29 protein-coding genes and 1 other RNA gene are annotated in these 25,474 nt (G+C 53.6%); 5 read left to right on the forward strand and 25 right to left on the reverse strand.

The annotated features are described in order from the left end of the window. The first annotated feature begins 7 nt into the window (after positions 1 to 7). Genes BR83_RS0100755 through BR83_RS16540 form a run of 3 tightly spaced genes read left to right on the forward strand, consistent with a single transcriptional unit; the run spans position 8 to position 1,570 of the window. Positions 8 to 805: a sensor histidine kinase gene (locus BR83_RS0100755; RefSeq protein WP_051617705.1), complete on the forward strand. Its 798-nt coding sequence runs from the start codon at positions 8 to 10 to the stop codon at positions 803 to 805. After that, the gene (locus tag BR83_RS0100760; protein WP_027355480.1) at positions 805 to 1,452 is read left to right on the forward strand and encodes an accessory gene regulator ArgB-like protein; all 648 of its coding nucleotides are present in this window, start codon (positions 805 to 807) and stop codon (positions 1,450 to 1,452) included. Before BR83_RS0100755 ends, BR83_RS0100760 begins: the two co-directional genes overlap by 1 nt. Continuing rightward, on the forward strand, positions 1,442 to 1,570 hold the full coding sequence (locus BR83_RS16540; RefSeq protein WP_083543050.1) for a cyclic lactone autoinducer peptide: 129 nt from the start codon (positions 1,442 to 1,444) through the stop codon (positions 1,568 to 1,570). Before BR83_RS0100760 ends, BR83_RS16540 begins: the two co-directional genes overlap by 11 nt. A 152-nt stretch (positions 1,571 to 1,722) precedes the next feature. Here the strand turns inward: BR83_RS16540 and BR83_RS0100770 are convergent, their stop codons facing one another. From BR83_RS0100770 to BR83_RS17810, 3 genes are all read right to left on the reverse strand, one after another. Continuing rightward, positions 1,723 to 3,279: a helicase-related protein gene (locus BR83_RS0100770; protein WP_084327020.1), complete on the reverse strand. Its 1,557-nt coding sequence runs from the start codon at positions 3,277 to 3,279 to the stop codon at positions 1,723 to 1,725. A 24-nt stretch (positions 3,280 to 3,303) separates the two neighbouring features. Next, complete coding sequence (locus tag BR83_RS0100775; RefSeq protein WP_027355482.1) at positions 3,304 to 4,074, reverse strand: DEAD/DEAH box helicase; 771 nt, start codon at positions 4,072 to 4,074, stop codon at positions 3,304 to 3,306. Between the two features lie 89 nt (positions 4,075 to 4,163). After that, positions 4,164 to 4,385, reverse strand: coding sequence for a hypothetical protein (locus tag BR83_RS17810; RefSeq protein ID WP_157832935.1), 222 nt, complete (start codon positions 4,383 to 4,385; stop codon positions 4,164 to 4,166). An 84-nt stretch (positions 4,386 to 4,469) separates the two neighbouring features. Between BR83_RS17810 and BR83_RS0100785 the strand changes: the two genes are divergently transcribed. Beyond that, a complete protein-coding gene (locus BR83_RS0100785) occupies positions 4,470 to 5,567 on the forward strand; it encodes a hypothetical protein (protein ID WP_027355483.1) in 1,098 nt (365 codons plus the stop codon). Between the two features lie 17 nt (positions 5,568 to 5,584). Next, the gene (locus tag BR83_RS14620) at positions 5,585 to 6,688 is read left to right on the forward strand and encodes a glycosyltransferase (protein ID WP_051617706.1); all 1,104 of its coding nucleotides are present in this window, start codon (positions 5,585 to 5,587) and stop codon (positions 6,686 to 6,688) included. Between the two features lie 75 nt (positions 6,689 to 6,763). Here the strand turns inward: BR83_RS14620 and rnpB are convergent. From rnpB to BR83_RS0100900, 22 genes are all read right to left on the reverse strand, one after another. Continuing rightward, positions 6,764 to 7,128: RNase P RNA component class A (rnpB, locus tag BR83_RS16300), an RNA gene on the reverse strand. A gap of 82 nt (positions 7,129 to 7,210) precedes the next feature. After that, positions 7,211 to 7,375: a hypothetical protein gene (locus BR83_RS0100795; protein ID WP_027355484.1), complete on the reverse strand. Its 165-nt coding sequence runs from the start codon at positions 7,373 to 7,375 to the stop codon at positions 7,211 to 7,213. Between the two features lie 96 nt (positions 7,376 to 7,471). Further along, positions 7,472 to 7,684 (reverse strand): twin-arginine translocase TatA/TatE family subunit, encoded by a 213-nt coding sequence (gene tatA, locus BR83_RS14625; RefSeq protein WP_051617707.1) that lies wholly within the window; start codon positions 7,682 to 7,684, stop codon positions 7,472 to 7,474. 27 nt (positions 7,685 to 7,711) lie between these two features. After that, positions 7,712 to 8,473 carry a twin-arginine translocase subunit TatC gene (gene tatC / locus BR83_RS0100805; RefSeq protein WP_027355485.1) on the reverse strand — a complete coding sequence of 254 codons (762 nt, stop codon included), beginning with the start codon at positions 8,471 to 8,473 and terminating at the stop codon, positions 7,712 to 7,714. A gap of 31 nt (positions 8,474 to 8,504) precedes the next feature. After that, complete coding sequence (locus tag BR83_RS0100810) at positions 8,505 to 9,239, reverse strand: formate dehydrogenase subunit gamma (protein WP_027355486.1); 735 nt, start codon at positions 9,237 to 9,239, stop codon at positions 8,505 to 8,507. Continuing rightward, the gene (locus tag BR83_RS0100815) at positions 9,229 to 10,239 is read right to left on the reverse strand and encodes a 4Fe-4S dicluster domain-containing protein (protein WP_027355487.1); all 1,011 of its coding nucleotides are present in this window, start codon (positions 10,237 to 10,239) and stop codon (positions 9,229 to 9,231) included. Before BR83_RS0100815 ends, BR83_RS0100810 begins: the two co-directional genes overlap by 11 nt. Positions 10,240 to 10,466: 227 nt before the next feature. Continuing rightward, a complete protein-coding gene (locus BR83_RS0100820) occupies positions 10,467 to 10,961 on the reverse strand; it encodes a hypothetical protein (RefSeq protein ID WP_027355488.1) in 495 nt (164 codons plus the stop codon). Beyond that, complete coding sequence (locus BR83_RS0100825) at positions 10,958 to 11,284, reverse strand: YtrH family sporulation protein (protein WP_027355489.1); 327 nt, start codon at positions 11,282 to 11,284, stop codon at positions 10,958 to 10,960. The genes BR83_RS0100820 and BR83_RS0100825 overlap by 4 nt, the downstream gene beginning before the upstream one ends. A gap of 161 nt (positions 11,285 to 11,445) precedes the next feature. Continuing rightward, positions 11,446 to 12,180, reverse strand: coding sequence for an amino acid ABC transporter ATP-binding protein (locus BR83_RS0100830; protein WP_027355490.1), 735 nt, complete (start codon positions 12,178 to 12,180; stop codon positions 11,446 to 11,448). A gap of 19 nt (positions 12,181 to 12,199) precedes the next feature. Further along, positions 12,200 to 12,850: an amino acid ABC transporter permease gene (locus tag BR83_RS0100835; RefSeq protein WP_027355491.1), complete on the reverse strand. Its 651-nt coding sequence runs from the start codon at positions 12,848 to 12,850 to the stop codon at positions 12,200 to 12,202. 56 nt (positions 12,851 to 12,906) lie between these two features. Continuing rightward, positions 12,907 to 13,671: an ABC transporter substrate-binding protein gene (locus tag BR83_RS0100840; protein ID WP_027355492.1), complete on the reverse strand. Its 765-nt coding sequence runs from the start codon at positions 13,669 to 13,671 to the stop codon at positions 12,907 to 12,909. Between the two features lie 27 nt (positions 13,672 to 13,698). Continuing rightward, on the reverse strand, positions 13,699 to 14,541 hold the full coding sequence (gene ablB / locus BR83_RS0100845) for a putative beta-lysine N-acetyltransferase (RefSeq protein ID WP_027355493.1): 843 nt from the start codon (positions 14,539 to 14,541) through the stop codon (positions 13,699 to 13,701). A gap of 1 nt (position 14,542) precedes the next feature. Continuing rightward, a complete protein-coding gene (gene kamA / locus BR83_RS0100850) occupies positions 14,543 to 15,772 on the reverse strand; it encodes a lysine 2,3-aminomutase (protein ID WP_027355494.1) in 1,230 nt (409 codons plus the stop codon). 345 nt (positions 15,773 to 16,117) lie between these two features. Further along, positions 16,118 to 17,239: a Nif3-like dinuclear metal center hexameric protein gene (locus tag BR83_RS0100860; RefSeq protein ID WP_027355495.1), complete on the reverse strand. Its 1,122-nt coding sequence runs from the start codon at positions 17,237 to 17,239 to the stop codon at positions 16,118 to 16,120. After that, a complete protein-coding gene (locus tag BR83_RS0100865) occupies positions 17,230 to 17,922 on the reverse strand; it encodes a tRNA (adenine(22)-N(1))-methyltransferase (RefSeq protein WP_027355496.1) in 693 nt (230 codons plus the stop codon). The genes BR83_RS0100860 and BR83_RS0100865 overlap by 10 nt, the downstream gene beginning before the upstream one ends. A 265-nt stretch (positions 17,923 to 18,187) precedes the next feature. Next, positions 18,188 to 20,107 (reverse strand): TRAP transporter permease, encoded by a 1,920-nt coding sequence (locus BR83_RS0100870; protein WP_027355497.1) that lies wholly within the window; start codon positions 20,105 to 20,107, stop codon positions 18,188 to 18,190. A 26-nt stretch (positions 20,108 to 20,133) separates the two neighbouring features. Continuing rightward, positions 20,134 to 20,628, reverse strand: coding sequence for a DUF1850 domain-containing protein (locus BR83_RS16245; protein WP_051617708.1), 495 nt, complete (start codon positions 20,626 to 20,628; stop codon positions 20,134 to 20,136). A 1-nt stretch (position 20,629) separates the two neighbouring features. Beyond that, positions 20,630 to 21,634, reverse strand: coding sequence for a TAXI family TRAP transporter solute-binding subunit (locus BR83_RS0100880; RefSeq protein WP_157832936.1), 1,005 nt, complete (start codon positions 21,632 to 21,634; stop codon positions 20,630 to 20,632). Positions 21,635 to 21,960: 326 nt separating this feature from the next. Then, positions 21,961 to 22,176: a biotin/lipoyl-containing protein gene (locus tag BR83_RS0100885; protein WP_027355499.1), complete on the reverse strand. Its 216-nt coding sequence runs from the start codon at positions 22,174 to 22,176 to the stop codon at positions 21,961 to 21,963. A gap of 58 nt (positions 22,177 to 22,234) precedes the next feature. Then, entirely contained in the window at positions 22,235 to 23,221 is a 987-nt protein-coding gene (locus BR83_RS0100890; protein WP_027355500.1) for an electron transfer flavoprotein subunit alpha/FixB family protein, read from the reverse strand. 15 nt (positions 23,222 to 23,236) lie between these two features. Further along, a complete protein-coding gene (locus tag BR83_RS0100895; protein WP_027355501.1) occupies positions 23,237 to 24,007 on the reverse strand; it encodes an electron transfer flavoprotein subunit beta/FixA family protein in 771 nt (256 codons plus the stop codon). Positions 24,008 to 24,027: 20 nt separating this feature from the next. Further along, a complete protein-coding gene (locus BR83_RS0100900) occupies positions 24,028 to 25,173 on the reverse strand; it encodes an acyl-CoA dehydrogenase (protein ID WP_027355502.1) in 1,146 nt (381 codons plus the stop codon). Positions 25,174 to 25,474 lie beyond the last annotated feature (301 nt).

Here is a 25,474-nt window from a genome sequence, read left to right on the forward strand (position 1 = left end):
TTTTAGTTTGGGTCAGGCATTGCTTATTTGTCTTTTTACTCAGTACCTGGTTTATTTCAATACTTCTATTCCACTGGGTTGGATAGTAATAGTTGACATGGTAATTTTTGGCAATACTGTCTTGGGATTTATTTTATTACGAAAGTCACTAGTTTTAGAAGAACAGGACAATTTAATACGCCAGCAGGCCAAACACATTCAGAACCTGGAGGAAATGATCCGGAACATCCGGGCCCAGCGCCACGACTTCATCAGCCACCTGCAGGCCGTGTACGGCATGCTGCAGATGGGTAAGCTGGAAAGCGCCCGGGAGTACCTGGCCGAGGTGACGGGGGACATCCGCATCCTCACCCAGACCCTGAAGCTGAAATCACCCGAAGTGGCCGCCCTGGTCCAGCAAAAGGCGGCCCTGGCGGCCGGCCGCAACATAAGCTTCGGCCTGGTCATTGAATCCGACCTGGCCAAACTGGCCGTACGCCCCCACAACCTGAACCGCATACTGGGCAACCTGCTGGACAACGCCATGGATGCGGTAATGTTTTTAGCGACAAAAGACCGTTTCGTCAGGCTGGAAATAAGAGAAGACGAGCAAAACTACATCCTCTCGGTGGGCAATTCCGGCCCCGGCATCAGGGAGGACCTGATGGAAAAGATCTTTGAACCGGGATTCTCCACCAAGGGGGAAAACCGGGGCCTGGGGCTGGCCATTGTGCGGGAGATTGTGCAGCAGCACGGCGGGAAGATAAAGGTCTCCTCCCCGCCCACCATCTTTACGGTAACCCTACCCAAGGCAGGTGGAGAGTGATGATCCACAACCTGGCCCAGAGAATCGCCTCCTGGCTGGGCGAAGAACTGCAGCAGGAGGAGCGGGCGGCGGTGATGGCCTACGGCCTGGAGCTGCTCCTGGGCACAGTGGTGAAAGTGGTATGCTTTGTGACGATACCGCTGCTTTTGGGCATTTTCCCCCAGGTGATGGCGGTCCTGCTGGCCAGTGTGGTTTTCCGCCTGGCGGCCGGAGGTGCCCACTGCACCGCCTACTATCGCTGCCTCGTAGGTTCGTTGGTCACCTTTACGTGCCTGGGCTTTCTGGCCCGCTGGCTCTCGGAAACGGACATTCCCGCCCAGGGTATAGCTCTGGCCGCAGCCCTTTTCGCCGTTATAGTTGCCTTAATCTGGGCACCGGCGGACACCCCGGCCAAACCAATCACCGGCGAGGGCTACCGGCGGGCGCTGAAAATAATCTCTCTGATGGTAGCCCTCTGCTACATAGCAGTTACCTGGTTCCTTCCCCTGCGGGGGGACTTGGTGGCCGCCAGCGCCCTGGGCTTGGCCTTTCAATCCTTTACCGTCACCCCGGCCGGCTACCGCTTCATGGAGTGGCTGGACGTTCTCCTGGGCCGGCTGCACTCTATACTTATATCAGGTAAAGGAGGTGTGAACAATGCGGCTTAAGCACTGGCTCTTGGGGGCCGTAGCTACTTTAGCCATGGTAATGGCCGCCACGGGTATTTATCCCGCCAGTTGGGTCACGTGGTACCAACCGGAAGTGCCCGAAGAACTGCGTAAGTAAGGTCAAGTAAAAGCCAGGTATAAGCTAGAGAGAAAAAGCTACTGCTGGAGCGCCACCGGTGGTCATTCTGAACACAACTCCTTAACAGCCAGCTCATTCACAACTCCTGTTTGATAGCAAAAATATAACGGGCGAAAAGCCCGCTTTTTTCTTTACACCCCCACCACGGCCACCTCATCACGGTCCAGCTGCCGGCGTATATCCCTGGCCAGCCCGGCCAGAGCACGGTCTTCCCCGGCCGCCCGTTCAATCTGGCGCAGAAGATCGATCTCCCGGCGTATGATGGAAAAGATATCCCCTTCCTGGAGATTGGTCATTTCCAAAAGCTGTTCAAAACCGGCCCCCTGGTACCAGGCTGCAGCCAGAGCGGCAGGGAGGGGTGACCAGATACAAAAATGTTCCGGCACGCCGCTTTCGATTAAAAAGCGGCGCAATTTTTCCACCTTCTCCAGGGAAAAAGGCGGTGGGCTCACCTGTTCATCCCGGCCGGGCTGGTAATCCACACCGGCCAGGATAGCAGCTACCTCAACGGGAGGAGATTCCAGTAATATACCGGAAAAAACCAGTTCGGTGACCAGTATTTCCTGTACGTGTATATAAAGGGCGAATTTTCCTCGTGGTAAAAGTTCCCGGCCCCGCACATAGCCCAGCTTTTCCAGGAGAACCCATACGCTTTCAAAATCCCGGACGTAGTCCCGGGCATGCTTATTCAACTGTTTCAAACGTTTATGCAGCAGGTGAATTCTTTCTTCCAGACGGCGTATTTTCCGTGACGCATCCAGACAGGCTTTATAATGGCATTTCTTGCGCCCTTTTTGGAGCAGGATTTGAATCTCCTGCCGCCTCATCTTAATATCAGCACGATGGCGATACTTGCTTTTCTTAAGCTGATTCAGTTCTTTGCGCAGCTTAACCCGGTAAAGTTCACAGCGCTCCTGGCCCCGATCAGGACAGAAACAACGGGATAGCTCTGCGGCTTTATTTTCCAGCTTTTCTACTTCCTGGCGAAGCTGGCGGCTCTCTTTAGTGCTCTGGTAGACAGATAAATTCTTTTCCAGTAAGCGCCGAATTTCTGCATCGGTTTTCCAGCATAACAGGCTCAATACTGTATTGGGGGAGATGACCAGCCTGCCCCGGACAGGTTCCACCCCATCCTCCTGGTAAAAGCCAGTCTGGTCGGGAAAACGCTCATCTATACGAACGAAAACACGCCCCACCTCATCATAGCCGCGCCTACCCGCACGGCCGGCCATCTGAAAAAACTCCCGGTTTAAAAGAGGGCGAAACTCCTGACCGTCCCACTTACGACAGGAGTCAAAAACCGTACTGGCAGCAGGAAAGTTCACCCCTACAGCAAAGGTTTCCGTACAAAAGAGAACATAGACCAGCCGGGATTCATAGAGCCTTTCCACCAGATCTTTAAGCAGTGGCGGCAGGCCGGCATGGTGATATCCAATGCCCTGAAGCAGCAAGCGACGCAGGTTCTGGCGCCGGGGGCTAAAAAGGCCCGGCGCGTTCTCTTCCGCCTCCTGAATCATCTGACGGACAAGCCGCTTCTCCCTGGAAGTAAGAAAATCCCACTCCCGCCCCAGTTCTTCGGCCAGCAATTCCGTACGCCCGCGGCTAAAGGCAAAATACAGGGCCGGGAGATAATCCTGTATGGCTTCAATTACTTCATTACAGGTCGGGCTGGAAAATATAACCGCCAAATTTACACCACCTGTCTTTTCCTTTTAGTGATCCTGCTCCCATCCAGCAGCTGTCACCCTATCCCAGCGATGCCGGCGCCAGCGACGAATTTCCTGTCTTTCAGCAATTTCCTCCCGCGCCTCTTCCTCGTTCAACACATCTCCTCCAGGCGCAATCCAGGAAATTTCCAGGGGGACAGCCCGGCACCTCTCTTCTATCACCTTAACCTCTTCTCCCCGCACCTCAGCTACCCAGGAAGAAATCTCATGAATATTGGGTACAGTAGCGGAAAGACCCAGAATTTTTATATGGGGCGGGGCAAAAATAATGCTTTCCTCCCAGGCCGTACCCCGCTCGGGGTCATCCAGGTAATGCATTTCGTCAAAAATAACGTGCGTGGTCTGCTCCAGTTCTTCTGGATTGGCAAAGCACCAGTTACGGAAGATTTCCGTGGTCATCACCAGCAGCGGCGCCCGCTCGTTAATGGAGAGATCTCCCGTAATTAAACCCACTTTGTCTGAACCGAAAAGCTGCCTGAAATCCCGGAATTTCTGGTTGGATAGAGCCTTAATGGGCGACGTATACACCGCCCCTTTACCCCTGGCCAGTACGTGTTCCAGCAGTTTCTCGGCGATCAGGGTCTTGCCCGTTCCCGTGGGAGCAGCTACCAGAACGGTATAACCCTCCAGCAAAGCAGCTATGGCCTCTTCCTGGAAACGATCGAGTTTAAAGGGGCCTGCAGGTAAAATAAACTTCGAAGGGCGAAATCGAGGCCGGCGTTTACTCCGAATACCGCTCCCTTTCTTCTGTTCCAAGGCCCAAAACCTTCCTTTCTCCGGTACTTTGCTCCTTAAGCCCATTATACAATATTTACCGGGCTGAGTTAACCGAATAAATTTACTTGTTATAGATTTTTCGCTATAATAGAAAAAATACCCTTAAGGAGTGATTCCCTGTGAACCAGAAACCCCCGGTAGACTACCGGGTCAATTACCTCCCGGATGGACGACTGCTCAGTGTAGAAATTACCTGCTGCGGCCAGTATACAGGTGAAATCCGCTTTGCGGACGGGCAATCCCTTACCTGCTCCCGGTGCGGGACGCGACATGTTTTGCATATCCAGCATAACCACTTCCATCTCCGTCAATTCAGAAATGAATAAAACCAGAGACTTGCCGGGAGGGTATTAAGGCTCCCACGGAAAATAGTTATGATCAAACAATGGTTTTCCTGGTTATATCTGGAACCGATTACAATTTACCTGACCCACCAGCTGTTAATAATACTGGCCGGATACGCTGCGGAAATTTTTTTCCCCGGCCATTACCACCCAAAAGAGTTTTTTGCCATTGTGGGTCAGGGCCTTAACCGCTGGGATGCCGGCTGGTACCTGAGGATCGCCCAGGAAGGTTATAACGAAAAATCCGCCGCTTTTTTCCCCTTCTACCCCCTGCTCATATACCTGCTTATCCGTCTGGGGATGAACCCGGCAGCAGCCGGTATCCTCATCTCCAACCTTTCTTTAATGGGCATACTTTTTATTTTCCACCGGCTGGCCAGGATGGACCACGACCTGTCCACTTCCCGGAGGGCTACATGGTACCTGGCCCTTTTCCCCACTGCCTTTTATTTATCCGCCATTTATACTGAATCCCTTTTTCTCCTCCTGGTACTCCTTACCTTTTATTTCCTGCGCCAGAAACGATGGCTTCAGGCCGGACTCTGCGGTATGCTGGCTGCATCCACGCGAAACCTGGGTGTTTTTTTACTCTTTCCCGCCCTGTGGGAATACTTTCAGGCCACGAAAGGGAAAATAAGCAAGGACATTCTTTTCCTGGCCTTAATTCCCGCAGGCCTGGCGTTTTATATGATTTTCCTGCAAATAGAAATGGGTAACCCCCTGGCTTTTATTGAAGCCCAGCAATTCTGGTATCGCACCTTTGCCTGGCCCTGGACAAGTTTTGAACGGGCAGTGATATTGTTATGGGAAAATAAGCACTTCAGCCGCCAGTTACTGGACCTTTCCTTTACCCTGGCGGGGCTGGTCATGTTCTTCCTGTCCCTGGGAAAGGAACGCACTTCCTATACATTGTTTACCCTGGCCGGTCTCTGGTTACCCCTTTTCTCTCCGGCATCCCACGCCCCTTTAATGAGCATGCCCCGCTTCGTAATGGTGCTGTTTCCGTTCTACCTGACGCTGGCCCGGCTGGTTAAAGGAGAAGCTGGACATAATTTTATTCTTGCCCTGAATTCATCCCTGTTTTTTCTCCTTTACCTGCTGTTTACCCGCGGGCACTGGATTGCTTGAGTAGGGAGGTATTACCCTTGCTTACGATAATCATTCCAACCTGTAACGAAGAGCAAAATATCATACCTCTAACCGAACGTATTTGCAGCTCCCTGCAGGGACAAGCCTTTGAAATCCTGTTCGTCGATGATAGTAGCGATGGAACCACCAGGGTTCTGGAAGAACTGAGCCATAAAAATCCACAAATCAGATTCATCCACCGGCATAACCAGCGGGGCCTGGCCACCGCCGTGGTAGAGGGGTTCAAAGCAGCCAGGGGGAATATACTGGCAGTTATGGACGCAGATCTTCAGCACCCACCGGAAATCCTTCCCCACATGCTGAAGAGCATCAAGGAGGGGAATGATCTGGTCATAGCCTCCCGCTTTGTACCCGGAGGAGATGACGGCGGTCTAACCCCTTTAAGAAAACTGATATCCCTGACGGCCCGTTTAATTGGACGGTTGGCCTTAAAAAAAGTGCGACCGGTAAAGGATCCCGTGAGCGGATTTTTTATGTTGAAAAGAAAAGTTATTGATGGTGTCACCCTCTCCCCTCTGGGGTGGAAAATACTTATGGAAATACTGGTACGGGGGCGTTATCACCGGACGGCCGAAATACCTTATGTTTTCGAACGTCGCCGGGGTAACCACTCCAAAATGAATATAACTGAACAGGTTAATTACCTGCGCCACCTGGTGCGCCTGGTATTAAGCAGCCCGGAAGATTTGCGTTTCTGGAAATTTTGCCTGGTGGGAACTGCTGGAGTAATGGTTAATATGCTTTTCTTCCTTCTCTTCAATCGCTTGTTTTCCCTGGATGTGGTACTTTCTGCTCTCCTGGCCACCAGTCTGGCTATTTTTGGGAATTTTATGCTTAACGATCTTTTTACCTGGACACAGCAAAAAGAGGATCACCTGCTAAACCGTGCCATAAAATTTTATCTTTGCTCCGGCGCGGGCATGGTTATTAATGTGGCTGTTTTAAGCGCTTTACACTGTTACCTGCGCATACCAGCCATCCTGGCCAACGGGGCAGGAATTCTTGCTTCCACAGCATGGAATTATTATGCCAATAATCGCTGGACCTGGGCAAATACAACTTCCCGGCAACTGGCCAGCGAAAAATCCGACTCCCATTAAAAATTTTCTTAAAATATAACAGCCTATTTAAAAACACGAAACCGGACTGTCATTTTTAACAGTCCGGTCTTTTATGCTGTGAGCAAACCTGTAAGCCGAGTTCTGTCTTGGGTGATCATCTATCTGGGACGCCAGTTGCCTGACGCCTCTAGCGACCTTTACCCGGGGACGGAGCGGGCCACCCCATTGTCCCCCTATTCGGTCTTGCTCCAGGTGGGGTTTACCTAGCCGGCCCGTCGCCGTGGCCGCTGGTGCGCTCTTACCGCACCGTTCCACCCTTGCCCGGCACACAGCCCAGCGGCTAAAGTGCCGGGCGGTCTGCATTTCTGTGGCACTTTCCTTGGGGTCGCCCCCACTGGGTGTTACCCAGCACCCTGCCCTGTGGAGCTCGGACTTTCCTCAGGCACCTGCAAGGTGCCCGCGATCACCCGGTTTACTCACAGCAATTTATCACGCTTAGAGGATTATAACACATTCGAATTATCTTTTCAAATGTTTTATTTATGCAAATTTCATGCCTTGTTATTTACTTTCCTGCAGCAGACGCAAGCGCTCCAGTTTCTCTTCCAGTTCTTCAAGCCGCTCTACCATTTCTGCTTTCACAGAATGAGCCGGCCAGCGTCTCTTTAATTCATCAATTTCTTCCTTCAGAAGAATTATTTGCTTTTTTAAGTCTTCGCCACCCATTCAATCACCCCCGATAAAATATCCCGCAACGGAACGCCCGGAGCCATTTTGGTATTATAAAACCGTCCGGCCAGGACACCGGGGCGGTTTCACCGCCTATTCTTCCCGAACCCTAACCGCATTTTCCTTAACGGCTTCACCGGGTACTGCTCCCTCTTTATCCTCCCCCCTGACCGGGTTAGCCGCCCGGCGAAATTCTCTCAACCCCTTTCCCAAAGCCTGCCCCACTTCCGGCAGTTTGGACGGTCCAAAAATCACCAGGGCAATAATTAAAATTAAAATCAACTCCCACGGTCCCATACCAAACATATAAACCCCTCCTTTACTGATTGAAAATCAGGTGCTAACCTCCAACATACGTGCTTTATTACCCACTTTAGAGCGGTAGAACCGGTAGACCAGGTAGGACACCACGACACCTGCCTCGTACAGCAGCACCATGGGTAAGGCCATCATCAACTGGGAAATCACATCGGAACCCGGAGTTAAGATGGCAGCCAGAATGAAATTGAGCAGCAGAGCGTACTTCCGCTTCTTCACCAGCCAGCGGGGAGTGACCAGCCCCATCCGGGTTAAAACAAAGGCCACCAGGGGCAACTGGAAAACCAGGCCAAAGGGAATAAAGAAAGCCAGCACAAAGGAAAGATAATCACGCACTGTAATCATGGGCTGCAACCCTTCCGTTACCAGCACCAGCAAAAACCGAACGGTGAGGGGAAAAACCGTAAAGTAGGCAAATATAATGCCGGTCGCAAAAAGGGCTACCGAGAGGGGAAAGAGGACCAGTAAAAGGCGTCTTTCCCCCCTGGTGAGGGCGGGCAGGATAAACCCCAGCACCTGCCATACCATAACCGGAAACCCAAGGATGAATCCCGCCAGGAGGCTGACCTTAATTTTGGTTATGAACGCCTCACCCACCCGGGTGGCAATTACGGGCACACCCAGCTCTTTCAAGGGCCTGGTTAAGAAGGCCAGCAGCTGATCGCCAAAGGTAAAGAAGGCAATGATCGCACAGGCTATTAAAGCTATGGTTGAGACAATAACTACTCTACGCAGTTCCCCAAGATGCCCCGCCAGGGACATGGTCTTCCCATCCATCCCCTTCACCTCCCGCCTTTGCTGGCCAGCATTAAACAGTCATGTCCTGTGGTAAATTAGCCGCCCGTTCCCGGGAGCCTGGAGATTGGGCCCGCTTTTTAACCAGGCGATCATACCACAGGGGATGCCGGTGTTTTACGTATTCCAGGTCCACCTTGCCGGTAAACATACCCCGCAAAAGAGGCCTGTTAGCTTTGAAAAGAAAAGCTGCCAGGTGGGCCAGAATGCCGAAAATCAACATAAATGTAGCCAGCGTATGAATATCGCTCATCCAGATCATGGTGTTGCCCGGAAGAGAAATGCCCGGCAAATTTTTTAATACTTTGACGATGCCGGTGATAATGATTACCAGCAACCAGAAGCCAATATAAGCATAGGCCAGTCTTTGCTCGGCCAGGAACTTGTCGCTGGGTGGTTCCTTACCACCGGTAAACATGGCCCTGATGATCATGTATGATTCTTTAAGGTCGCCCCTCCTGGGCAGGATACCATATTCCCTGCGCAGGACATGAAACACAATATGATATGCCACCGCGAACATCAACACAGCTGCAGCTACATAATGCAAGTAGAGGGTTGCCGCAAAATCTGCCGACCAGCCCAGGCCGGGAATTTTATAAATCATGTAACGCCTGTAGACGGGCATCTGACCAATTCCGCTAAAGATAAGCAGAATGGTTGAAATGGCTACAGCCCAGTGAACAAAGAGCACCGAGGCACTATGCCGGCGAATTTTTTTATCTTTTTCCCGGATCCTATCCACCATGGTCTTCTCCCCCTTTTATGGTCCTGTAAGCAGCATAACCGGCCGCAAAGGCTCCCGCCAGCGGAGCTGCCAGCAGGGCGCCGGCAATACCGTTAACCGAATCAAGGAAGTTTCCCACACCCTCCGGCATACCGGGAAATCCCGGGGCTTCCGGGTTCGGTTGCCTGTTTTTTTGCATCATCAACTGCTCATGAATTTTGGCAAAGGAAACTGGCGAAACGTAAAAGGTGGACGTCCCCCCGTTCTCCTTATCTCCGTATATGTACCCGCCAATTTCCCGGGCCCTTTTCCTGGCCTGCTCACGCATTTCTTCCTTATCCCCAAAGACAATGGCACCCCTGGGGCAGGCTTCCACGCAGGCCGGGATTTTCCCTTCTTTAATCCGGTGGTAGCACAGGTCGCACTTGTACATTACTCCCCCTCCCACGTACCTGGGGGCCAGCTTCATGTACAGTCCCACTCCTGCCTGCCGGGCAGGTATTCCCCAGGGGCAAACGTCCCGGCACTTGGCACCTCCCAGGCAAAGGTTGGGGTTGATGATTACAGAGCCCTCGGGGGTTTTGCTCTGAGCACCGAAAGGACATAGATTAGCACAGGGCGGGTTGTCACAGTGCATGCACCGCCGGGGGATAAATACATCCAGCACACGACCATCCTGTTTCACCTGCACATGCTGCACAAAAGTCCAGTTGTAGGGCGTCAGGCGTGTGGTCAAATCCCTTTTGTCCTGCCAGTCTTCTTTCTTTTTCTGGGGCCAGTAGTATTCAATACCTTCGGCTGGACGAGGAAACTTGAAATTATTCTCTTCCCGGCAGGCACTGACACACCGGGGTACCTTCAATCCCTGGCAGCCGTCGCATTTCGTTAAATCATAGAAGGTTCCCCGGGGGGTGATGGTGGCACCCCCTGCTGTCTTTTCCAGCCCGAACAGTACCAGCCCGGAAGCGAGGCCCGCCGCCAGAGTGCGCTTGATAAAATCCCGCCGCGATAACAAGGGCATCTGTTACCCCCCTTTAAATTTGTAAAATAACCGGGTTTCCAGCCCGGAGTTTAAAAAGTAAAAACAGGAACAGTGAATCCGGCCGGACTCAGCTACCTATACCTGTAGGGGTATATGGTGATTATAGATTATCATACAGCTTCCACCCTGTCAATACTCTTATATAAAAAGACTCAGCAATAATAAATTAAAGAAAATAAATACCCCGCGGGGTAAGGCCAGGCCTTTTACTGCGGGGACATGCCGGGAACAGGGGTATTCTTATGGGGCAACGCTTCCAGGTATATAATGGTCCGTTCGGCCACCACCACCAGTTTCACTTCCAGAACATATTGTCTTCCGTCCACTTCCACCTGGCGCTGATCAATCACCCGGGGGATCAACAGGTGATCCAGGCGGCTCACCTCCTGCCCCAGTAAAGGATGTAACCACTCCCGCACGTGATTTTCTATAACCAGACGAGCCCGGGCCTGATCCAGACCAGGTATCTCCTTTTCCTGCACCAGCGTAACGTTTACTTCCAGAGCAGTAATGGTTTGAGGATGGTGACCGGCCAGGTTTTCTTTAACCTGCTGCAATTCCTTTTCCGTAGCCGCCAGCTTTTCCTGCAGCTCGTTGTTGGCCAGGGTCAGCCGGTCCACCTGCTGTCCCAGCAGGGCATTGACCAGGGCCCCGCCTGAAAGCATACCTATCAGCATGGCCGCCACTAAGCGAGTTTTCATTTATTACCTCCGCACAGGGCCAGGATCAGATAGTGAGCAGTCTGGGTTCCCGCCAAAGCACTGACAATATAAAAAAGCTGCTTGATCACCGCGCGGACTTCCCCCTGGAAAAGCCCGCTCTCTAAAATTTCAAAAGTGGAAAAGGTACCGCCGATGGCGGCGGCAATGGCCCAGATTTTGATATCCCGGGCCAGTTTAAGCATGGTGATCACCGGCGGTTCCCGAACCAAAACGGCAGCCAGGGAACCTACCATCGATGCTCCCAGCAGGATGCCCAGGGCCGTAAAATAAATTAACACCATTTTATTGAGAAATGTCTCCACGACGGATCACTCCCGGGACAAGTTTGTAATAAAAGTATTTTTTTGGCAGGAAAAATATGACTGGTCGGGGATTTTTAAAATGTTTAATTAAAAAACAAAGAAAAACCCCCTTTCGCAAATTGGCCTGCAAAGGGAGTTTTTCTATGAATGTGGTGGGGAATTTAAGTGAAATTCCAGAGAACCCTGCTCAAGAAATCCCTGGTGCGGCTCTTTTGTGGCCGGCTGAAAACCTGGGCCGGCTCCCCTTCTTCCACAATGCGTCCCTCATCCATAAAGATCACCCGGTCTGCCACCTCCCGGGCAAAACCCATTTCGTGGGTGACCACGATCATGGTCATGCCTTCCCTGGCCAGTTGCTTCATTACCGCCAGCACTTCCCCCACCAGCTCCGGGTCCAGGGCTGAAGTGGGCTCATCAAAAAGCATCAACCGGGGGTGCATGGCCAGGGCACGGGCAATGGCCACCCTCTGCTGCTGCCCGCCGGAAAGCTGACAGGGATAGGCGTCTACCTTATCGGCCAGCCCCACCTTATGTAAGAGGGCCAGTGCTTCTTCTATGGCTTTTTCCCTGGGCACCTTTTTCACCATAATTGGTGCTTCGATAATATTTTCCAGCACACTCATATGGGGAAAAAGGTTGAAATGCTGGAAGACCATGCCTACCTCCCGGCGTAAAAGATTGAGGTCATCCTGCCGGGGGTCGATCACTTTACCGTCAAATATAACCTGGCCCTGTTCGGGCTGTTCCAGGAAATTCAAGCAGCGCAGCAGCGTGCTTTTGCCGGAACCGCTGGCCCCGATCAGCACCGCCACCTCCCCCTCCCGCACCTCCAGGTTGACGTCCTTGAGGGCATGCAGGCGACCAAACCACTTATTGAGATTGCGCACCTTGACCAGGCTCATTTCCCCTTCCCCCTTAACTTTCTACTTTCAAACGGCGTTCCAGGCGGTTGACCAGGAAGGTAAAGAGAACAACCAGGGCCAGGTAATACAGGCCGGCGATGGTATAAAATTGTAGCTCCGCAAAGTGGGTGGAAGCCAATTGCATGGAAACACCAAACAACTCTTTCATAGTTACGAAGGCGGCCAGCGATGAATCCTTTAAACCGATAATAAACTGGTTGCCTAAAGGAGGTACGACCCGCTTAAAGGCCTGGGGTAATATAACGCGGCGCATGGCCAGGCCGTAGCTCATGCCCAGGGAACGGGCAGCCTCCATTTGTCCCCGGTCAATGGATTGAATACCGCCACGAAAAATCTCCGCAATGTAAGCCCCGTTATGCACGGCCAGGGCGATAGCCGCCGACCAGAAGCTGCCAAAGTCCACAATGGTAGCCAGGCCAAAATAAATGGCAAAGAGCTGCACAATGAGGGGAGTGCCGCGAATGACAGTAATGTACGTGTCGGCGAGATAACGCCAGAATCTCCGCCCGGATATTTTCATGAGAGCAAGCACCAGTCCAACAACCATGCCCATAGCCAGGGCGGTAGCGGTGAGTTCCACCGTAACCGCCGCAGCCCGGATAAAAAAGGGTATGGAGGTTACCAGATAATGCAAGAAGTCCATTTTGCGTCCTCCCGCAAGTGATGTCTATCCAGGCAGCGCACCGGGGTAATACAATATTACTTACTTATATCGGTACCGAAGTATTTTTTGCTGATGGCCAGATAGGTCCCGTCAGCCTTGATTTCTTCCAGGGCTTGATTTACCTTTTCCCTAAGCGGATCACCCTTGCGAAAGGCTATGCCCACGTTTTCAACAAAAAGCAAATCCCCCACCGGCCTGATGTCCAGCTTTTGCTCGCGGGCGGCAATCGTACCCACAAACCGGTCGGTAATTACCGCCTCCACCCTCCCCCGGGCCAGATCCTGCAGGGCGGTCACATCACTGGTGTAATTCTTGATGTTTTTGGTATATTTCCGGGCCTCCTGGTCGTAAACACTGGAGATCAGCACGCCCACGGGCGTGTTGTCTTTTATGTCACGAATATTCTTGATATTAGAATCATTACGAACAAAAAGTTGGGGGCCGGAAACGTAATAGGGATCGGAAAAGTCCACCTGCTTTTGCCTTTCCGGCGTGATGGTCATACTACCAAGAATGGCATCGTACTTTTTCGCTTTTAAGCCGCTGATCAACCCTTCCCAGGGGGTGGCTATGGGTACGGGCTTCATGCCCATCTTTTCGGCCAGGGCCCGGCCAATTTCCACGTCAAACCCGGTGAGCTGGTTGTTTTCGTCGAAGTAGTTAAATGGACGGTACTGGCCGGACATGGCGTAGGTAAAAGTAGGCTCCTGTTCCGTACCACCACTGGAATTGCAGCCGGCCAGGATGACCAGCGCAAAGACAAAACCCAGCAATAAAGAAAGCCACTTATTTTTTCCCACTTTTAGTCCCCCTTTTTCATCCAATTCTTATTTCACCGGTCTAACCCAGATATTCATGTTTTCAAACCCGCCATCAATGTGGCAGTTGTTGATGAGCGTGCCCCGGAAGACATAACCCAGGCGGTGAAGGACCAGGTTCATTCCGTAAGACGAGGCCCGGGCCAGGCTGTAAAGACAGTTAATATTGCGTTCCAGGCATTGTTTTTCGATGTGCAAAAGCAAAAGGCTGTTCAAACCCATACCCCGGTAGGCGGGATCGGTGGCACAGTTGGTCAGTTCGGCCCTGCGGTGCTCACATTGAATTTCGGCTGCCGCCACGCTCGCCAACCGGTCACCGTGATAAACAACCATGAAAAGATCTCCCTTTTTCATGGAGCAGGCCAGGTAAAAGGGATCATATACCGGCGTGGGGTAGCTGCGGAAAACCTTTTTGAACAACCTGGCCATGGGGAATATGTCATCCCCTCCCGCCTGGCGCAGGGTGAATCCCGGCGGCAAACTACCCCGCCAGTCCTTTTTGCAGGCCAGTATCTCCTGGAGCACTTTTTGTTCCTGGTTTAAAACCCTGGAGTCTCTCCGCTCTGCCCGGGGGAAGGCTGCCAGGAAATAGGCATTCCCCCCTTGAAAATAACCATCGATCATACCTTCCACATGAAACCCGCCGCCCTGGATTTTGAGCAAATCGCCGGATTTGACCGGAAAGATAATTTTACCCATACCCCGCCTTAAAGCCAGCTTCTTAAGAAAGCTGCGCAGTGCCGCCGGATTCCCCGCCTGATAATCAATTACCCAGATCCGTTCGCTGGTTTGGTCCAAACGGGCCGACACCCAAAAATCCGGTCCATAATGCCTGATCATCCGGTCACCCAAGTCAAGTACCCCCTTTGACCTGGGCCACCCTGCTCTCCTTGTTTGCCTGGAAGGTAACCGCCTTTCCCTGTAATAATCCGGCTACTCCCGCGCCCTTGCCGGCGTATCTCTTTTCCTCCCAGCCAGGTTCCGTGTAGACGTGGATGTTTCCTTCAAAGTTGCGCAGGACTATCTTCCCCTGCCCCTGGGATAAGACGTAGTTCGGCCCCAGGGGTATTTTGCCACCTCCTCCCGGAGCGTCAATGACAAAGGTGGGGACGGCCAGCCCGCTGGTATGACCGCGCAGACTTTCAATAATTTCTATCCCGGTGTTTACCGGCGTGCGGAAATGACCTATTCCTTCGGAGAGATCGCACTGGTACAGGTAATAGGGACGCACCCTGATTTGCAGTAACTTATGCACCAATTGGAGCATGACGTCCGGCCGGTCGTTTACCCCCCGTAAAAGTACCGACTGGTTGCCCAGGGGGATACCGGCACCGGCCAGGCGGGCACAGGCACTGGCTGCCTGGGGGGTAACTTCGCGGGGGTGATTGAAATGGGTATTAATCCACAGAGGGTGATATTTTTCCAGCATGGCACAGAGTTCCGGAGTTATGCGCTGGGGCAGAACCACGGGAGCGCGGGTACCAATGCGGATGATTTCCACGTGGTGAATGGCCCGTAATTTGCGCAGAATGTATTCCAGTTGCTCATCCGTTAAGGTGAGAGGGTCCCCACCGGAAATCACCACGTCTCGAACGCGCGGATTGTTCTGGATATAGGCAATGGCCCTGTCCAGGTGGGATTTGGGCAAGGCCCGGTCCCGCTGGCCGGTCAGCCGCCGGCGGGTACAGTGCCGGCAGTACATAAAACAACAATCGGTGACCAAAAGGAGCACCCGGTCGGGGTAACGGTGCGTCAGCCCGGGCACCGGTGAATCGACTTCCTCATGAAGGGGGTCGCGCATATCCCCGGGCACCGTTTGTAGTTCTTCGGGTTGCGGTACGGCCTGGAGCCGTATAGGGCATTTACGATCGACCGGATCCATTAAGCCGGCATAATAGGGCGTTATGGCCATGCGAAATTTTTTCAGGCAGGCTGTAATGTCCCTCATTTCACCGGCAGTAAGTTTAATAAACCGGGTCAGCTCATCCACGGTGGTAATGCGATGCTTCAGGTGCCAGCGCCAGTCGTTCCATTCCTCTTCAGTTACCTGCCACCTTTCCCACAACTTTAACTGGTTATTCATTAGACCACTCCCAAGAGTTTTTCTAAAAGATACCTGACAACTTTATCGTAGTTTATAAGTTGCCATGTTTCCCCTATTATAACACACATAATTGCAAGGCAAACAGTTCAATAATCCACCCATTTTTGCCATCAGGCTGGATATGGCTTGATTAACAAGCCATATCCGGAAGATGCTTTTAAAAACAAAAAAATCCGGCAACCATCCGGTCACCGGATTCTGGCCATACATTAGTAGGCCGTAAATATAATGTGCTCGTGGTTCAGAAAGGAACAGTATTATCCTGAGCTAACGTGTAGCACCGGTAAGGGGCAACCGGGCAGCAACCCATCGGCGCGCCAAGAGTCACTTAAGATAGAAATAAGGATCCCCTTCCGCATTGCTAAGCAAGCACTCTACAGCCAGACCCCTTTCCCGGCAGGCCTGGAGTAAATATTCCTGCAGGACCGGCAGGATTACCCTTTCGGTACCAAAGTGACCGGCATCCACAAAAGCCAACCCCGCCGCAAGCATATCCCGGGCAGTATGATAGCCCACATCCCCCGTTACGAAGACGTCTGCATTAAGTGCCCGGGCCCTGGTCCAGAGATCACCGCCAGAGCCGCCACAAAGGGCCACCCGCTTAACCGGGCGTCCCTTTTCTCCTCCCCAGCGTACCGCAGGCAGTTCGAGAACTTCTTTCACATAAGTAACAAAATCCCTCAGGGGTAACGTTTCTTCCAGGACCCCTATCCTTCCCAGACCGCTGGAAGGGGTGACCTGGTTGGCCAGGGGATAGAGATCGTAGGCCACCTCCTCGTAGGGATGGACCTCGAGCATAGCCCTCACCACCCGCTCCACAAGCCTCCGGGGGACGATGGTTTCCAGCCGAACCTCCCTTACCTGCTCAAGGCGGCCCTGCCGGCCGATATAGGGATTGGTCCCTTCCAGGGGCCTGAACGTACCTGTTCCCTCCACCCCAAAGGTGCAATCACTGTAATTCCCAATCCACCCGGCCCCGGCTGCCCCGATGGCCGAGCGCACCGCATCCACGTGATCCAGGGGCACAAAAACCACCAGTTTCAAGTATTGTTCCTTTCCGGAACTCAGTACCTGGATATCCCGCAACCGCAAGCGCCGGGCCAGGACGTCATTTACTCCACCGCGACAGCGGTCCAGATTGGTGTGGGCGGCATAAACGGAAACACCGGCGCGGATGAGGCCGGCCACCAGTGCCCCACCGGGCCGGTCCGTCCGGATTTGTTTTAACTCTTTAAAAAACAGGGGGTGATGAGCCACAATCAGCTGAACATCCCTTGCCAGCGCTTCCCGGTATACCGCCTCGTTCACATCCAGGCAGAGCAATATGCGCCGGACTGGAGCCCCCGGATCACCCAGCTGCCAGCCGGGGTTGTCCCATGGTTCCGCCAGCTCCAGGGGGGCCATTTCTTCAATAATATTGGCAATGCTTGCACCACTTACTGGCACTTTTTTAACACCTCCTGCAAACGGACCAGTCTGGCTGCAATTTCCCGGGACTTATTTTCAGTTCTGGGACTGTTACTCCGGGCCAGGGATTTTAGAATATGCTGGCATTCAGATATTAATTTATGTATGTACACAGGGAGGAGGGGATGTTTTTTTTCCACCAGGCGGGGCCCGATCTCCAGTATGAAGGGATCGGTTACTCTTTCCGGACCTGGCTCGGCCACCATAACCACATAAAGACGGCCGTCATCTTCCACCAGCGTTTCATCAACCAGCCGCCAGCCATTCTCCGCCAGCCATAACCGCAGATCCCCCGCATCCGCCATGGGCTGCAGGATCAATCGCCTGGAGGCGGCCAGCACCTCCGGGGCAGCAGCCAGGATCTCCCGGATGGTGTTTCCCCCCAGGCCGGCCAGCACAATTACCTGAGCTTCCCCGGGTAAAAGGGGGCGCAGGCCGTCACCCTGGCGTACATCAATTTTACCGTCCAGGCCCTGCAGGTGAACCGCTGTACGGGCGCTACGGTAAGGCCCGGCATTTAACTCGGTAGCCACCGCTTTGGGACAGATACCCTTCGCCACCAGATAGATGGGCAACAGGGCGTGATCGGTCCCGATATCCGCCACCACCACCCCGGGCGGTACATAGGCGGCAATGGCCGCAAGACGCCTGGTCAGACGCAATAAATAGGTCCCTCCACTTTTTCGTTGTTTATTTTAACAAGCGTCACGTCAAATAAAACGCCGAAGTTTAGACCGGGGGGGGAGGCCGGCAAGGAGCACCGGAGCACGAGGGACAACCCCTGGCATTATGCTACGGTATATTGTAACATTTACCAGCACCCAACCGCAAGAAAAGGGCGGCCAAAAAAAACTAAGGCCCCCACTGGCGGGGGACCTAATCTTTAACCTCCGGTTTATTTGCAACCTGCCGGGATTGTGCGCACAATCACGGTATAAAGCTCCGGGCCGAAACTTTCCCGACCAGCTTTTTCCCCTTGATAATGTTGGCACCGAGGGCCAAAGCAATCAAGATTAAGCCGATGATATCTGTGTATATACCCGGATAAAGGGTCATCAGGGAACCGGCCAGCAGCATGGCTCTCTCCGGCACGCTGGCCGCCCGCACCACAAAGCCAATGGTACTCCCGGCCAGGGCCATTACCCCGATAACCGCAGTCAGCACGGCCCAGGCAATGTGCCAGAAGTCGCCTTCTGCGATCAGGGTCGGCTCGTAGGCAAACATGAAGGGCACGATAAAGGCGGCCAGGCCAATTTTACAGGCCGTGAAACCTATTCTCATGGGATCGTCCTTGGCAATACCCGCCGCGGCATAGGCCGCCAGGGCCACCGGCGGGGTAATAGCGGAAATAATGGCAAAGTAGAATACAAACAGGTGGGCAGCCAGGGGCAGCACGCCCAGCTTGATCAGCGCCGGCGCGGCCATGGTACCGGTCACGATATATGCGGCGGTAGTAGGCAGGCCCATGCCCATGATCAGGGCCACCACGGCTGTCATCAAAAGCGCGAGCCACAGGGTGCCGGCGGAAAGGGCTACAATGAACGAGGAGATCTTCAACCCGGCACCCGTGATATTGATGCTGCCGATCACCAGGCCCGCCGCGGCACAGGCCAGGGCCACGGTACACGTATTTTGCGCAGCCGCCACGGCTCCTTCTTTAAAGCGCGACCAGTTTATCCGGGTTTCCTTATTAAAGAAGGAGACAATGAACATGGCGATAATGGCGTAAAATCCGGAGCGGATGGGTGTGTACTGGAGCACGGCCAGGAAGTAGACCAGGACGACCAGGGGAATCAGGAAATGGCCGCCCTCCCTCAACACCTTCCAGGCGTTGGGCAACTGCTCCCTGGGTAACCCGGTTAAGCCCAGCCGGCAGGCTTCAAAGTGAACGCCAAAGAGAACGCACAGGTAATACAAAAGCGCCGGGATGATCGCCGCCACCACCACGTTGATGTAAGGAATACCCAGGAATTCCGCGATGATGAAGGCCGCCGCACCCATAATGGGCGGCATGAGCTGCCCGCCGGAGGAGGCACAGGCTTCCACCGCCCCGGCAAAGTGCGGCTGATAGCCGTTGCGCTTCATGAGGGGTATGGTAAAGGTACCGGTACCCACCACGTTGGCCACCGCGCTGCCCGAAATGGAACCCATGAACCCGCTGGCCAGCACGGCCGTTTTGGCCGGTCCCCCGGCAAAGCGGCCCATCAGGGCCATGGCCAGTTTGAGCAGGAAATCGCCCATGCCCAGTTTTTCCAGCATGGAGGTCAGGAAAATAAACAGGAAAATATAACTGGCCGAAACCCCCAGGGGCACGCCAAATATCCCCTCGGTGGTCAAATACATCTGGGAGACAACACGGCTTACAGAGTAGCCCTTATGGCCCAGCAATCCCGGGATATAGGGCCCGATAAAGTTATAAAGCAAAAACGTGCCGGCAATGATCACCAGCACCCACCCGGTGGCCCGGCGGGTGGCTTCCAGAATCAATCCGATCATAATGATACCAAAAACAATGTCGGAGGTGTTGGGCGCACCCAACCGCTGCACGATATCCTGGTAATTTACCACGATATAAGATCCCGACGCCAGGGCTAAAGCAATAAGAACCCAGTCCAGAATGGTGGCCCGGTTCCGTTCACCGCCCCTGCGTGCCGGTAGTGCCAGGAACACTATAATAAGGATCAAAACCAGGTGGATGTCTCTTTGTATCCAGGCCGTAAGCATGGATACACCTGCAGTATAAAGGTGAAAGAAGGTCAGGATCAGGGATACGGCCGTGATGGCAAGGGGAGTTAGAAAATCCCTTTTCCTTCTTGCCCCGCTGGGGCTCAATGCGGGATCACTCATAGTGCGCTCCTCCTTTCCAAATAAAACTATTTTACTTCGATACGCACCAGCGCCTGCCCATCAAAGTGGTCGCTCAGGTGAATTTCCCGCCCGCGGTAAAGCAAGGTGTGGTCGGCAATGGTACCTACTCTCAACGGCAGGGAACCCACTCGCCGGTACATGCCCTCGATAATGTTCCACTTGCCTTCGCCGCGCAGAAGTCCCTCGCCAGTGTACCCCAACCCCGCTCCGAAAGAAAGGAACCTGGTGCCGGTGAGAACCAGTTCGCCATTGATTAATTGAAACTCTTCGTACACGGGCAGGCGGTCGACGGAGTGTATGTAACGAATCTCAAACTTCTCCCCCTGGTTGAGGTAGCCCACCCGTAACTCACGGCCTGAATTAACCTCACGCACCAGCAGCATATGTGGTCGCGAAGCCATATGATAACCCAGCAGAACCAACACCGGCACCAGCAACACAAAAATCAGGAAGAAGCCCGGCACGGGCACCCAAACCTTACATTTACCGATTTTGATCAAACTACTTCATCTCCGGGGGAATAAGGTGCTGGGGAACTTCCAACCCAATTTCCTTAAAGTATTTCACCGCACCGGGGTGCAGGGGCGCCACAGCGTTTTGGATGGAATTTTCGGGAGTGGTGTACTTGGCACCGGAGTACACCTGGACGATTTCTTCTTTGTTTTCAAAAATAGCTTTGACAATCTTGTAGGCCAGGTCTTCGGACATGTTCTTGTGTACCATCACGCTGTTCCATACCGACGGGGCCGTTATTTCCTCGTCGACGCCTTTGTAGGTCCCGGCCTCCAGCTTCATCTCACCGTAATAGGGGTACTTCTCGTGGACCCTGGCCATCTCTTCCTTGCTGAAGCTCAAAAGCTTGATCTGGTGCGTGGTGGCGAGATCCATGATGGAGGACGTCGGAGGGCCGACCGACCATATACCCACGTCAATTACCTTATCCCGCAAGGCTTCAGTATTTTCGGTAAAGGACAAACGGAATACCTGGAACTGGTCGTAACTCAGGCCGAGGGCGTTTAACACCTGGTTGGCCATGGTCTCGGTGCCGCTACCCGGCGCTCCTACGGAAACTTTTTTGCCCTTCAAGTCGGCCATGGAATTAACTTTGCTGTCTTTCAACGTCACCACGTGGAAAAAGTGGGGGTACATGGCAAACAGGGTACGCAACTCCATGGGCTTGTTAAAAGCCTGCTCTCCCTTGATGGCATGGTAAACAACGTCGTTCATCATCAGTGCAATTTGTGCCTCGTTGCTGTCCAGCAGGCGGGCGTTTTCCACGGAGGCACCGGTAACTTCGGCCGTAGCCTCAACACCCTGAACGTGCTTGTTAATTATTCCCGCCATGGCGCCGCCATAAGGATAGTAAGTTCCCCCGGTACTGCCGGTGGCAATGGACAACCGCTGCACTTTACCGCCGCCCTGGCCGCCGCACCCGGCTAAGGTCACAACCAGCAAAACTGCCAGCGTTAAAGCTAATAAAACCTTAAACCTTTTCGTGAAAAGCACCTCCATAAAACCTCCTTCGCATAATTATTTGGTATTAAAGCAACTATGAGAACTGCAAAGTACCCCTGAAATTCCCTCCTTTCCATCTGGTTTTTAAATTTTAAAACATACCAAACTAATCTAATCTTTATAATGTTTCGAATATTTTATTTTTTAAAAGGCTTTCATGTTTAAATATATTAGAATGACACTTGCAGTCAGGCCTAAAACGGGACGGGAGAGCGGCCTTCCTAACATTAAGCTTAAGAAGGCCTCTCTTCCCGGAATAACTGCTTTTTACACTGGACATGGAAATATACTAAAATTTTATAAGCCCTGGCTTTAACTTATTCCAGAGTTAAAATTACCGTATCGGGATTAACCACATCGCCCGGGTTGGCCTTAATCTCTTTGACTACACCGCTGGCCGGGGCGTAAATTTTAACGTACATTTTCATGGCCTCGATGGTAGCCACGGGATCGTTTTCCTTGACCTGATCACCTATTTTAACATCAACCGAGACAAGCTTGCCTACCATAGGGGAGTTAACTGGAATACTCACGGAACTATACCTCCTGTTATATAAGGTTCAACGATCCTGTAAAACGGCTTGAACACTCTTACTCCTTGCCGAGGAGCTTTTTGAACTCCTGCGTCAGCAGGGGCACCACCTCGAAGAGGTCGCCCACAATGCCGTAATCGGCCACCTTGAAGATGTTGGCTTCGGGGTCCTTGTTGATGGCCACAATCACCTTCGAGGAGCTCATCCCCGCCAGGTGCTGGATGGCTCCCGAAATGCCGCAGGCAATGTACAGCTGCGGGGATACGGTTTTGCCCGTCTGGCCCACCTGCATGCTGTGCGGCGCATAACCGGCATCCACCGCCGCCCGGGAGGCTCCCACCGCCGCACCCAGCACGTCCGCCAGTTCTTCCAGTATGCGGAAGTTCTCCGCCGCTTTCATGCCCCGGCCGCCGGATACGATGATGTCCGCTTCCGTGAGCTCCGGCCGGCTGGATACCTGGCGCACCACGTCCCTGACTATCTGCCGGATGTCGCCCGGTTCCGCGGCCACCGTCACCACTTCCGCCGCGCGCCCCGCCTGGGGTTGGGGCACCGGCAGGGCGTTGGGCCTGATGGTGGCCATTACCGGCCGCGCTTCGGGTATCTGGGCCTGGACAAAGGCTTTGCCCGCGTATATGGGCCGGGTGAAGGTTATTTGCCCGTCCTGCAGTTCCACCCCCGTGCAGTCGGTGCAGAGCCCCGCCTGCAGCCGCTGGGCCACCTGCGCCGCCAGGTCACGCCCCTGCACGGTGCAGCCCAGGAAAATGGCCAGGGGCTGGTGTTCTTTTGCCAGGCTGGCCAGCGCACGGGTGTACCCGTCGGTGGTGTACCCGGCCAGGGCTTCGTGTTCCACCAGGTATATCTTGTCGGCCCCGTATTCCCCCAGGCCGGCCGCCAGTTCCCCTGCGTTGTGGCCGATGATTACCGCCGCCACTTCTTCCCCCAACCGGTCGGCCAACTGGCGGGCCGCACCCAGCATTTCATAGGTGACTTTTTTAATCTTACCATCTTTGTGTTCGGCGTAAACCCAGATTCCTTTCCCCATTTCCTTCCACCCTCCTTAGATGACCTTTGCTTCTTCCCGCAGCAGCCGTACCAGGGCGGCAGCTGCTTCCGCCGGTTCTCCGGGTACGATCTTCCCCTGTGCCCTGGGAGAGGGCAGGAAGTATTTGAGGGCCCGTACCCTGGGTGCCACTTCTTCCGCGGTGAAACCCAGGTCGCCCAGGGTGAGTTTTTCCATGGGCTTCTTCTTGGCCTGCATGATCCCTTTCATGGTGGGGTAGCGCGGTTCGTTCAGACCCTTCTGGGCGGTGAGCACCGCCGGCAGGGGGACTTCCACCACTTCGCTGCCCCCTTCTATTTCCCGCGTGGCCAGTACTTTGCCGTCCGCCAGTTCCAGCTTGATCACCATGTTGACCACCGGCAGCCCCAGGATCTCCGCCACCCGGCCCGCCACCTGGGCGGAACCGTCATCTATGGCCCGCCAGCCGCCCAGTACCAGGTCATATTCCAGGCGCGAGAGCACCCGCGCCAGTATGGTGGCCGTGGTGTATTCGTCTATTTCTTCCAGTTCGGGGGTGACCAGCACCGCCCGGTCGGCTCCCATGGCCAGGGCCTGGCGCAGTACGTCCTGGGCTTTCGGCCCGCCCATGCTGATTACCGTTACTTCCCCTCTGGTCTTTTCTTTGATGCGCAGGGCTTCTTCCACCGCAAATTCGTCGTAGGGGTTCATGATCAGGCTGACGCCTTCCTGGTTGATCTTGCCCTGCGCGTCCAGGGTTATCTTGGCTTCCGTGTCGAAGGTCTGCTTGGTAAATACTGCTACCTTCATCTTCTCCCTCCTTACGTCAGTTATTTGAGCAGATGATTGGCAATGACTATGCGCTGAACTTCACTGGTACCCTCGTAAATTTCCGTAATCTTGGCATCCCGCATCATGCGCTCCACAGGGTACTCCCTGGTGTAACCGTAACCACCGTGAATCTGCACTGCCTTGGTGGTTACCCACATGGCCACCTCCGAAGCGTAAAGCTTGGCCATAGCCGACTGTTTGCTATAGGGCAGCCGGTTATCTTTCAGGAAGGCAGCCTGGTATACCAGCAGGCGGGCGGCCTCAATCCGGGTGGCCATATCGGCCAGCATCCAGGCAATGCCCTGATTGGCGCTGATGGGGCGGCCGAACTGCTCCCGCACTTTACTGTATGCCAGGGCCTGTTCGAAAGCCCCCTGGGCAATACCCAGAGCCTGGGCGGCTATACCGATACGCCCCCCGTCCAGGGTGGCCATGGCAATTTTAAAACCTTCACCCTCTTTACCCAGCATGTTTTCTTTGGGAATACGGCAGTTATCAAAAACCAGCTCGTAAGTATAAGAAGCCCGGATACCCATCTTATGTTCCTTCTTGCCGAAGGTGAACCCGGGTGTGCCCTTTTCCACAATAAAAGCGGTTGTTCCCCGGTGCTTTTTGCTCATGTCGGGGTCCGTGCGGGCAATAATAACATAAACATCGGCCCGCCCTCCATTGGTAATAAAGATTTTCGTTCCATTCAGGACATACTCATCCCCATCCCGGACGGCACTCAGCTTTACCGACCCGGCATCGGAACCGGCAGAAGGCTCGGTCAGGCCCAGAGCACCGATCTTTTTTCCTTCGGCCAGGGGAACCAGGTACTTTTTCTTTTGCTCTTCAGTACCAAAGGCATATATGGGCCAGCTGCACAGGGAGGTATGGGCCGAGATAAGTACCCCCGTGGAGGCACAGACCCGACTTAACTCCTCCACTGCAATGGCATAGCTGAGGTTATCCATGCCGGCCCCACCATACTCCTCGGGAAAGGGGATGCCTGTCAGGCCCATTTCGGCCATCTTGTCCCATAAAGACCAATCGTACTCTTCCGTTTCATCCATTTCGGCGGCTTTGGGAGCCACCTCATTTTCGGCAAACTCCCGGACGGTTTGCCGGAGCAATTCCTGCTCCTCCGTAAGCATAAAATTCATAAACCTCTCCCCTTTTTGAACCGATTTTTATTTTCAACAATTCCTCCTACTTTTAAACCCCTAGCTACAGGTCAGGTGGTACGGCTTTTAATCATTATTCCTAGCAAGCTTCATGCCGGACTTTTTAGAAAACTCTAACTAGACCAGCAAGGGCAGCAATTCCAACAATCCATACCCCGCCCTCCATCAATCCAGGGCCTTCAACACGTGCCTTCAATATAGACATCATACATCCCATAAAACAACGGGCAGCCCCGGGAAAAAGCTTGCCTTTTGCGGTCTATTTAAGGAGTGTTTACAT

It is taken from the genome of Desulfofundulus thermocisternus DSM 10259, assembly GCF_000686645.1.
GTDB classification, from domain to species: Bacteria; Bacillota; Desulfotomaculia; order Desulfotomaculales; family Desulfovirgulaceae; genus Desulfofundulus; species Desulfofundulus australicus.